This window comes from Mesorhizobium sp. WSM4828 (assembly GCF_055811175.1).
This window is the reverse complement of sequence record NZ_JBVVQK010000068.1, coordinates 1-9,154: the sequence shown is the minus strand read 5'-3', so window position 1 is coordinate 9,154 and position 9,154 is coordinate 1. Positions and strand designations below refer to the sequence as shown.

Annotated in this window: 10 protein-coding genes and 4 pseudogenes; 3 read left to right on the top strand and 11 right to left on the bottom strand. The window is 60.4% G+C overall.

Annotated features, from left to right (window positions below; all coding sequences use genetic code 11):
* Window positions 1-227, top strand: a pseudogene (locus AC0L2X_RS32130) (hypothetical protein); the annotation flags it as partial.
* A gap of 341 nt (window positions 228-568) precedes the next feature.
* Here AC0L2X_RS32130 and tnpB read toward each other — a convergent pair.
* Window positions 569-655, bottom strand: a pseudogene (gene tnpB, locus AC0L2X_RS32125) (IS66 family insertion sequence element accessory protein TnpB); the annotation flags it as partial.
* Between the two features lie 52 nt (window positions 656-707).
* Window positions 708-1,154: an IS66-like element accessory protein TnpA gene (gene tnpA, locus AC0L2X_RS32120; protein WP_473601175.1), complete on the bottom strand. Its 447-nt coding sequence runs from the start codon at window positions 1,152-1,154 to the stop codon at window positions 708-710.
* Between the two features lie 108 nt (window positions 1,155-1,262).
* Here tnpA and AC0L2X_RS32115 point away from each other — a divergent pair, with 108 nt between their 5' ends.
* Complete coding sequence (locus tag AC0L2X_RS32115; protein ID WP_473562185.1) at window positions 1,263-1,538, top strand: DUF982 domain-containing protein; 276 nt, start codon at window positions 1,263-1,265, stop codon at window positions 1,536-1,538.
* Window positions 1,539-1,799: 261 nt separating this feature from the next.
* Here AC0L2X_RS32115 and AC0L2X_RS32110 read toward each other — a convergent pair whose 3' ends face one another.
* The 6 genes from AC0L2X_RS32110 to AC0L2X_RS32085 form a co-directional block, all read right to left on the bottom strand.
* Window positions 1,800-2,873, bottom strand: a complete 1,074-nt coding sequence (locus AC0L2X_RS32110; protein ID WP_473601174.1) for an aminopeptidase — start codon at window positions 2,871-2,873, stop codon at window positions 1,800-1,802.
* Window positions 2,874-3,473: 600 nt separating this feature from the next.
* Window positions 3,474-4,556, bottom strand: coding sequence for a sensor histidine kinase (locus AC0L2X_RS32105; protein WP_473601173.1), 1,083 nt, complete (start codon window positions 4,554-4,556; stop codon window positions 3,474-3,476).
* Between the two features lie 324 nt (window positions 4,557-4,880).
* Window positions 4,881-5,504 (bottom strand): cysteine hydrolase family protein, encoded by a 624-nt coding sequence (locus tag AC0L2X_RS32100; RefSeq protein ID WP_473601172.1) that lies wholly within the window; start codon window positions 5,502-5,504, stop codon window positions 4,881-4,883.
* Window positions 5,501-5,788, bottom strand: a complete 288-nt coding sequence (locus tag AC0L2X_RS32095) for a hypothetical protein (protein ID WP_473601171.1) — start codon at window positions 5,786-5,788, stop codon at window positions 5,501-5,503. The genes AC0L2X_RS32100 and AC0L2X_RS32095 overlap by 4 nt, the downstream gene beginning before the upstream one ends.
* A gap of 15 nt (window positions 5,789-5,803) precedes the next feature.
* Window positions 5,804-6,580, bottom strand: a complete 777-nt coding sequence (gene xth / locus AC0L2X_RS32090; RefSeq protein ID WP_473601170.1) for an exodeoxyribonuclease III — start codon at window positions 6,578-6,580, stop codon at window positions 5,804-5,806.
* Window positions 6,581-6,701: 121 nt separating this feature from the next.
* Window positions 6,702-6,884, bottom strand: a complete 183-nt coding sequence (locus AC0L2X_RS32085; protein ID WP_473601169.1) for a DUF3606 domain-containing protein — start codon at window positions 6,882-6,884, stop codon at window positions 6,702-6,704.
* Between the two features lie 458 nt (window positions 6,885-7,342).
* Here AC0L2X_RS32085 and AC0L2X_RS32080 point away from each other — a divergent pair, with 458 nt between their 5' ends.
* Window positions 7,343-7,546, top strand: a complete 204-nt coding sequence (locus AC0L2X_RS32080; protein WP_352478587.1) for a CsbD family protein — start codon at window positions 7,343-7,345, stop codon at window positions 7,544-7,546.
* A 220-nt stretch (window positions 7,547-7,766) separates the two neighbouring features.
* Here AC0L2X_RS32080 and AC0L2X_RS32075 read toward each other — a convergent pair whose 3' ends face one another.
* The 3 genes and pseudogenes from AC0L2X_RS32075 to AC0L2X_RS32065 all read right to left on the bottom strand — a co-directional run bounded on the left by AC0L2X_RS32075 (window position 7,767) and on the right by AC0L2X_RS32065 (window position 8,710).
* Window positions 7,767-8,093, bottom strand: coding sequence for a hypothetical protein (locus tag AC0L2X_RS32075; protein WP_473601176.1), 327 nt, complete (start codon window positions 8,091-8,093; stop codon window positions 7,767-7,769).
* Between the two features lie 41 nt (window positions 8,094-8,134).
* A pseudogene (locus tag AC0L2X_RS32070) lies at window positions 8,135-8,263 on the bottom strand (IS3 family transposase); the annotation flags it as partial.
* 128 nt (window positions 8,264-8,391) lie between these two features.
* A pseudogene (locus AC0L2X_RS32065) lies at window positions 8,392-8,710 on the bottom strand (hypothetical protein).
* Window positions 8,711-9,154: the final 444 nt, after the last annotated feature.

Sequence of the window (9,154 nt, the reverse complement as noted above, 5' to 3'; positions counted from 1 at the left end):
TGCGCGGCGCGGATACCAGCAAACAGCAGCACGGGATCGGCGGTTTCCATCATCGCCTGGAGCCGCTGCTTGTCGGCTTCGGCCACATGCCGCCGCGCCTTGCATGGGATGACCTTCGGCGCGCAATCGATGCGATCGGCGCAACGACGCCGGTCGACATCCCCGATCGAGTCGTCCTGCTGCTACTCGCCACGACGGGCATGGCCCCACCGCAAGAGATGCAGTAGGGCTGTTTGTTTCGGACCTTCTGACTAAAGCTCACCCTGCTCGATCCCTCGGGCGTTTTTGTGGCTCCAACGGGTGCCACAACCGCCCCCAGAGCGCCTCATGGCCGACTATTCAGGACGGTGGCTGCGCAGTGAGGGAAACGAAGGGGGTACCGGAGACCGCTTGAGCACCCCACAATAGGAAAATAGAACTCGAGCATTCTTCCCCTCCGGCGTTGTGGCACAGGGGAATCCCGCGCCATGAGAGAGGCATGAAATATTATGTGGCGGAGGCAAGCTGGGTTTTGGCCGGTCCGAAGGGGTCAGGGCGGCTCCGCCACATAATCTCGCCCGACGCATAAGAATGGATCCGCGCCCATCGCCTCGCGCACGAGCGCTGCCAGACCTTCCGCTCCCTTGCGGAAGTCGACCGGCTTCGTCGCCACCATGACCTTGACCCCTCCCGTTGGCCCGATCACGACGTTGCCCTCAGCGCACGGATCACCGCTGCAACCGTCTTCGAATCCGCCCACGACCCACCCGCATTGCGATGCCGTCGATCTCGAGCTCGATCACACCAGCGTCTCGAGCCGGCTCCCGCTTTCTTGGCTGTGGCCGATGCTTCGCCGCAGGCTTCGGAGGCGCTGCCGTCACCACCGCCGGCACGAACATGGATTCCGATATCGCTGCCTCCCCCATCGACCGGCGAGCAGCCCGACGCCAGGTGAACAATTGCTGCGGGGAAAGTCCATACCGGCGTGCCACAGCACAAACCGTCTCGCCCGCCTCGTAGCTCTCCGCCACTATCCGGGCCTTCTCCTCCGGCGGCCACTCACACCGCCGATCCGAACCAGTGAAGATCTCCAGCCGACGGAGCGGCTCCTCGTCCTTGGACTTAAGCATAAACTGTGAAATCGTCATGTCGAAGCCCTCAAAGGCCTCGAACATCGTCCCTTACATCCACGCGCGAAAGGTGCCGCCAGGACAGCTGCTTACACACTTTCGACGCCCATTTACTTTTGAGCTAGCGCTGAGGATTGGTCGAATCTACCATGGGTGGTCGGTTTGGAGATTGTCGTGCCCACTACACGTTTCAGAAAGCCTGTCGTCGTTCAGCCCGGCCGGATCGATCGTGACAGAGTCGTTGCCTCCGTATCGGACGCTGCCGAAATCTTGCTTAGGGAATGGCCTCAGCCGACAAGCAAGTCGCGGCTCACTGCCATCAAAGCGTGCCTTGCTGTCATCCGCGGAGAAAAGCCACCAAGGATAGCGCGCCAGGCATTTCTAAACGCTGCCAAAGAGGCCAAAATACTCCTCGGTGAAGAGATCTAAGCACCGTTCGCGGTGAATCGCGGAGCGGTGCCGGGATCAGCGCGCCCGGTGCTGGCAGCGGATAGTGGCTTCCAATGCACTGCATGTTCGATGTTAAGGTAGATCTTTGTTGCGCAGATTAATTCGCTAGTCCCGCCGAGCGATCGGGCCGGGTGAAGAGGTGAAGAGAACACTGCCCCTGGTGTCCACGATAGCTGGGCATCCGTCCGAAACCTCCCAGTCAGTTCACGCCTAAATGACGTCAGAGGACCGATTCGGCCGTCAGCTTTGACTGTCCCCATAACATGCGTCTGCCCCGGCAAGCACTTCGGTACGCCGATCTTTGTCCAGCGCGCCAAGCCATCGAACCGCTGCATAGAACCGTGGATAGTCGCCCGAACACAAGTCGAACAAGCGGAGAAAGGCCGGCACCCTATCGCTGTAGACAGAAGTCGCGGCGAGCTTTGCGTTATTGATCGGAGCATCGAACCAGGCGTCATATCCGCGGTATCCACCCCAGCGCTTGTCGCGCATCTGACGGTAGCGCGTCCTCAGCCGCTCGATCGCGGCCGTCTTTGCGGCCCGCTTCTGCTCAGAAGTACCATTGTCGTCATAGACATGCCTTAGCTCGTCCCGGGTCTGCGACACCAGCGCGAGAAATTCAGCCTTGCGCCTCCGGTCGGCTTCGTAACGGCGCAATCCGACAGTATCGCCGGTCACGCGCAGCCATTTTCTCACACCCGTTGTTTCGACAGCGACCGCGAACGCCTCGTTGAACGCGGAATCGTTATGCACGTAGACGCGCTGGTGGGCCAGCTCATGGAATACCAGCCCTGCGAGATACGTTCCATCTTGGGTGAGCATCGTGCTTAGCAGCGGGTCACTCGACCAGCCAAGCGTGGAATATGCAGTGATGCCCGTCACATAGACGTCGAGGCCCTGTCTTTGAAGCTCTGCCGCGGTTTCAGTCGCAGACTTTTCGGAGAAATATCCCCGGTAGGGAACACAGCCGAAAACCGGAAAGCACCACGTTCGTGGTGTCAGCGAGAATTCCGGCGCGGCGAAGACGGCCCATGTCACAGAGTCGCGACCAACATCAACATAGCTGCGGTAGCTGTTGTTGTCGGGCAGCGCCAGTTCATCGATAGCAAACTGTCGTATGGCGTTTGCCGATGCCATTCGGGCGCGCAATATCTCAGGGGTCGAAGGATCGTTGATCAGTTTTCCGACGTCTTGGCGCGCCGCCATGATCTGCACATGGCCCCGCAAAGATTGCGCGTAGTAGGAAATACTGGTGCAACTGGCCACAACCGGCGTCAGGATAATCGCAGCAAAAAATCGAACGAATGCACGCATCACGGTTTTGCTCTCACGTCCCGATAGCGCAATTTCGCGGTTGCCTCCGGCCACGAACAGTCGGACCAATTTGATGTGTAGGTTAGACCTTCGTCCTCGGCAAGATTGGCCAATGCGATGACTCGCTGCTGAATTGCCAGCCCGCGCGTGATGAGCGCGAAGGCGTAAGGTGCCCCCGCCATCATGGCGGAGCGATGAAGCTCGCGGTAAACGCGCAGAGCGTTTCAGCTTCCAGCGGACACCACCGGCGCCTCCAGTGGGATCGGGCGGGCGGCTGCAGGCGCATTCGCGGCAAAGGATTTGTGACGTGTTCTCGTGACGCGTGAGCCGGCGCGCGCCGAGTAGGCGGCGTCCGGACTGCTGGTAACTCGGAGCGCGCGTGTTTTATGGGGCACCGATCCTACAAATCGCCCTGAAGTCTGAAGTCGAGCGCATGGGCGATACCCATCGTCGCGGAATTCGGGTGGATCGACGTTTTGGGTGAGTTGCGCCGCAAAACTTCTTCTCGACCGCGAAGGGCGTCCGGGGCGTGTTTGCAGCCACCTGCTCAAAGCCGCGACGTGAGCCAGTCTCCGGCCTGCTCTGTTCGACGGCAATCGTTCAGCTTGCTGCCGCCGACCGCTTGAAAACGATGGTCACCTTCGTCCCTTTGTTGGCGCTGGACTCGACGGCTAACTGCGCTTTGGCATTCTCGGTCAGCGATCGCGCGATCAGCGCTCCGAGCTTGCCTGGCTTGGGCCACATCTCGCCTTCCGGCAGGCCGATTCCGTCGTCCGCCACTATAACCCGGCAGCCGTCGCCATCGACGATGCTGTGCAGCGTTATCGTGCCGCCATCGCGGCCCCGGAACGCATGCTTAAGTGAATTGGTCAGCAATTCATTTACGACCAGTCCCGCCGGCATGGCGACGTTTATTGACACCGGATATGTATCCACCTTCATATCCAGCCGGATCCCCTCGACTGCATGCGAGCTCATGACCGCGGACGCGATCTGGCTGAGATACACACCAAGGTCGACCTCCTCCTTCGGCTCGTCGGCCGTTAGCGTCTGGTAGAGGATCGCCAAAGCGTCGACGCGACCGGCGAGGCGCTCAAACCGTCTCCGGTCGGCCTCGGTAGCGTTGCGGCTTTCCAGCCGGATGAGTGCAGTGATCATCTGCAGGTTGTTCTTCACCCTGTGCTGCAGTTCGCGAAGGAGTGTGTCTTTGTCGCTGACACGCTCCTCGGCCGAGCGCTGATCTCCCGCCTCCCCGTGAGCCGATACGTCGACCAGGGCCACCAGCCGGAAACAGACCTTGCCGTTGTCGTCCTCTATCTCGTTGGAATAAACGTCGACGATCGCGGGTTTGTCCTCGCTGCGCTCCAGCCTGAAGGTGCCAACCAAATCGGATCCCTCGACCACAGCCTCGGCTAGCGGCCTGTCCTTTTGCTGATGGAGGCCTGTGCCTAAAAGGGCAGCCCAGTTTTCTCGGGTGAGCCTGGCGGCTGTCAGGCCTGACAGTTTCTCGAATTCCGGATTGGCGTAGACCACGCGCTCTTCACCGGTAAGGTCCGAAACAGCTATGGCGATCGGCACCTGGTCGAGGAATTTCTTGAACTGTTCGCTTTCGAGTGCTGTTGCAAGGTCAGGTGTATCAAGCAACTGCTCGACCGCCTCAGCCTTCTCTGAATCCGATGTCATTTGCGCGCCTGTTCTGTGCGGATGATATCAACAATGCGGCGCGCCTGCCATCGCCAAAACTGGAGCTGCATCTCACGTTTTGCATCGCGCATCTGACAACCAGCCCTGCATCGCGTAACGGCCGCATGTCTAAATTGCGACCGGCCGAAGGAGAGCGGCAAGGCCGGCTGCAATCCAGGTGCCTGGAATGTTGAGGCGGCCGGTCAGGTGGGTACGCTGCGAAAGACCAAGAGAGCGGGCATTCGGGGAGGAATGAGTTCGCGCGCCGGCCCAACGCGTCGATAATCATTTCCTGTTCTGTCATGCGCAAGGGTGCTCCCGATGTCACAACATTCCGTCCAGTCGAGCGGCCAGGAGGTCGGCGGTGGTCACTGTCTCGACCTGCATGCCGTAGCGGCTTTCATAGATCGCCAGCATGGCATCGTGGGTCGAGTCAGCTCCGGAACATACCGCGTCGGCGACGATGATCACCCGGTAGCCGAAATCGATGGCTCCCATCACACAGGCGAGCACACAGACCTCCGTCTCCGCGCCCGAGACGATCAGTGAATCAATTCCCGCAGCCCGCAGGCGAGCATGCAGTGACCCGCGCCAAGCGGACATGACAGGTTTGTCCTCCAACAAAGCGGGCGGCACGAACCGCGCCAGTTCCGGAACAAGATCAATCAGCTGAGGATCAAGCCTATCACGGGTTATCGTCTCCCACTTTTGATAGTAGCGTCTCCAGGCGCCGCCGGCGTCGTTAGGAGATTGAGGGGGAATAAACCGGGTGAAGATCGTCCGCGCGGGGTCAAGTTCGACGAGGGCGACGACATTGGGCAATACGCGCCCCATCCACGGCGTGTGCCACTCCGTCGTTTCGGCAAACATCCGTTGCATGTCGACGCAAAGGTGGACCCAGCGCTCACGAAGCGGTCCAAACCGCAGGCCTTGGTCCAATTTCGTCAATGCCGGACCGCTTTCCTGGCAATGCTCTGCACCTTGGACTGGTCCAGACCAGACACGATCTTTGCTTCCTTGCCATCCGCGGCTTGGCAGCCGAGGAATATCTCCCCGATGTTCCAAAGCCTGTTCAGTGGCATGTCGGCGAACGCATATAGTGGATGATCCTGGTGCAGCAGGGGCGGAGCTGCCCCCAGGTCATCGTGTTTGGCGGTTCCCCCGCTCGGCTCCTCGCGCCGGCCACACACAAAGAGATTTTTGTTGATCGACGTTTCATCCAATTCGACCATCTGCATTCCTCCCCGTCAATTGAGCTCGATCCAGGCCGGCGCATGGTCGCTCGGCTTCTCCCACCCGCGAAGCTCGACATCCACGCCAGCATCGCGCAGCCGATGGGAGGCAGAGGGGCTCACCAGGAGATGGTCCATTCGCAGACCGGAACTCCGATCGTAGCCACCACGGTAGGAGAAATTCCAATAGGTGTAGATGCCCTTCTCCGGATGGATGCGCCGCATGGCATCTATCCAGCCAGCTTGGAGCATTTTGGCATAGGCTTGCCTGCTCTGCGGGAAATAGACCGCATCGCCCAGCCATCGGCTCGGCACCACGGCGTCAATCGGGGTTGGAACGACGTTAAAGTCGCCGCACAGAACGCTTGGCGCCCGGTTTTGGAGCAAATGCTGGCCGTAGCTGATGAGACGATCGAACCAGCGCAGCTTGTAGTCGAACTTTGGGCCGGGCGCAGGATTGCCATTGGGCAGGTAGAGACAGCCCACGATCATCCCATCCACGTCCGCCTCAATATAGCGGCTGTGGGTATCGTCAGGATCCCCGGGCAGGCCGCGTCGACGTTCCACCGGCTCGATCCCGCGGGCGAGGATTGCGACACCATTGTAGGATTTCTGGCCGTGCCAGATCGCGCCGTAACCCGCCTCCCTGATCGCTTCGGCAGGAAACTTGTCGTCCGACGTCTTCAATTCCTGCAGGCACACGATGTCGCAGCCGCTTTCGCGCAACCACTTCAGGAGCACAGGCAGTCGGCCGTTGACACCGTTCACATTGAAGGTGGCGATGCGGGTCATGTGCACGCCCTCTCATGAGAACCTCCCGGCAGTCGGTCATAGGGCAATTTGGCCTATCCTCCGCGCTGAACCTCGAGCTCTTGATATCGCCACTGTCGCTTGCGTCTTGTGGGGGCGAGGGTCACTTCCTGCCCAGCTTGTCTTCGACCTTCTTGCGACTGTTGCCGACCGACTTCACCGCCGACTTGACGTCACCTTTGCTGGCGCCGGTCTTGCTCGCCTCATACTTCATCTCATGGTCCTGCCTACCAGCGACCCTTGCCCGGTCCTGGTTGCGTCCACGCGTTGTGCCAGTGTTCGCCATTTTTCTATCTCCAACAATTGCCATCCCAGTCACCAGACAACGCGGCCGGACTCTTCCGGTTCAATCCGGCGACGCGCGTGGCATGGAGCCAGCTCCCAGGCAGGGTATTGAATTGCCCATGTATTTGGATCCGGCATGTCGCTACCGCAGGGCGGGCCTAGCGGCCCGAAGCCAGGGAGGGCTTTTCGACATGAATGATCTTGCGCAGCACTGCCGTGCTCCTCTCGCTGACACGTCACGCTCCGCTCGTTGCTTGCGTTCGCCTACGGGGCCGCCTTGCCGGTCGATGTGTGGCAAAGGGCCTTCGTCGGGGAGGTCGACGCGCCTCCCGAAGGCCCACCATCTCCTAATTGGCGCCGTCACCTCCCAATTGGAAACGTGAACATCAGAGGTCTTCGTCCCGGAACTCCCAGGCTGGACGACCGTTTCGCCTTATGTAGAACAATGGAGAATATGTCATGGACTGGAATCGGGTCGAAGGAAACTGGAAGCAGGTCAAGGGTAAGATCAAGGAACAGTGGGGCAAACTTACCGATGATGATCTTGATCGCATCGCTGGCAATCGCGATCAGCTCGAAGGCAAGATCCAGGAACGATATGGTATCGAAAAGGACCGTGTTCGGCAGGATATTGACGACTGGTACGATCGGCAAGTCTGGTAGGATCGCAGGATCGCATCGGGCTGTCATTTAGACGAGGCGCTGCTTACTTAACGGCGCTCATTGGTGCGCTGGCAGTCGCAAAGCCATAGCCAGCCGGTGCGGTCTGACCCATTGTTGCGCGTAAGCGCAGACGGACCGGCGTGTGAGGTCGTGCAGTGACCGGCTGCCGTCCGGCCTTCCGCGATAACGCCATAGGCGCGAGCGTGGCCGCTGTTAAGCTCTACGGGCGGCGGATCTGATGTCCGCTCGGCCGGCGCCTCCCCGCCCCGCAAGCTCCCAAACGGGCGCCGGCCAATCTCGCCCAGGCGGCAGCAATAACCACTTGCACCAACAACATGCAGACAAATCCAGCATCGAGAGCAAGTAGCCCAGCAGCCTTCACCAACACCTTTTGGGCGTTCTCGTCGAAGTGGTTGACCTCTCCTCGAAGCTCAAGTTCGCCGCGATCGAATGGGAAGGAGGCGTCCTGGGCGATTTTTCGAGCTTGCTCGACCGCACCAGGCTTCCGGATCGCGGGCTTACGGCGGACGCCGGCATTGGCCGGCATTGCAGCATGAAGATCTTGCGCCCGGCGGGCGTGACTCCCACGATGAAAGCGAACCTCGTATCACTTCGCTGGCGAAGTAGGCTGCCGCTTTTTAAGATTTCGCGCTCCGCCCTCGGCTTCGCGACTTCCTTGCGCAATCGGTCAATCTCCAGCTGTTCGGGTTTCATTTGGCGTGGCGACGAAACGCATCGGCGGATCGCCCGATAGACCGCGCACCGATTTGTGCGCAGCTGGGCGACCGCGCCACCTCGGTCCTTCACCTATCTCGCCGCCTTGAGCTTGAACTCGCGGCTGAACTTCATTCTATGCATTTCGAGTGTTCGAGTTGAGCGCCATTTGTCATTGGTCATGACGATCACCTGGCCCCCTTTGCCGAGCGCGCCGCCGCCGCCCGCCGCACCGTAGGACCGTCACTTCTCGAGCGCGGCGTAAGTGGCGCACGAGCAATACGTCTTGGAGGCGCCGAAGGCGAGGTGGCCCGAAATTCCGCGAGGGGAGATAGGACAAGGCGACCATGAAGGTCAGCGTGCCCTCACCTTCGCCATCGCCGAAGAAGGCCGCCTTGTAGATGGAAAGCCGATCGTGCCGCTGTCGGTGTGCGCAGGCTGGCAAATCAAGGCTTGGCGCTATGTTATTGCAGTGACCCTGCCCGATGCATCAAGACGACAACTGACTTGCGCCTGCCGGACTTCGATGCCGCCTTTTCTTGCGTAGTCTATCGCACCTCGATCGGCGCCGTGAGTGCACCCCGACGTTGATCCAAGGCGCCTGCGCTTGCCGCGTGGACACTGACCGCGCCAAGCGGCGTCGCAGCGGCCATGATCGCCGCGCGGCAGGCTAGCACGACCGCAACCGGCGTACCGGGTTTCGCTGTCAGTGGTCCCAGAGACTTGGTGGAGTCACCCTCACCGGCTTTGGAAGGCCTGAGGACGGGTGGCAGGACGATGGATTGCCCAGCGGTCTTGGCAGAGGAAGGGGCTGTCACTGCAGTCGAACTGTCGGGTGCGGTTGCCGCTTCGTTTTCGGCGGACGGATCGTCGCCCACACTGGTACTTGTGCTT

Coding starts and splice junctions, on each gene's coding strand:
- tnpA (WP_473601175.1), bottom strand. CDS start 1,154: ATGTTCGAGGCCTTTGAGGGCTTCGACATGACGATTTCACAGTTTATG.
- AC0L2X_RS32110 (WP_473601174.1), bottom strand. CDS start 2,873: ATGCGTGCATTCGTTCGATTTTTTGCTGCGATTATCCTGACGCCGGTT.
- AC0L2X_RS32105 (WP_473601173.1), bottom strand. CDS start 4,556: ATGACATCGGATTCAGAGAAGGCTGAGGCGGTCGAGCAGTTGCTTGAT.
- AC0L2X_RS32095 (WP_473601171.1), bottom strand. CDS start 5,788: ATGGTCGAATTGGATGAAACGTCGATCAACAAAAATCTCTTTGTGTGT.
- xth (WP_473601170.1), bottom strand. CDS start 6,580: ATGACCCGCATCGCCACCTTCAATGTGAACGGTGTCAACGGCCGACTG.
- AC0L2X_RS32085 (WP_473601169.1), bottom strand. CDS start 6,884: ATGGCGAACACTGGCACAACGCGTGGACGCAACCAGGACCGGGCAAGG.
- AC0L2X_RS32080 (WP_352478587.1), top strand. CDS start 7,343: ATGGACTGGAATCGGGTCGAAGGAAACTGGAAGCAGGTCAAGGGTAAG.
- AC0L2X_RS32075 (WP_473601176.1), bottom strand. CDS start 8,093: ATGCCGGCCAATGCCGGCGTCCGCCGTAAGCCCGCGATCCGGAAGCCT.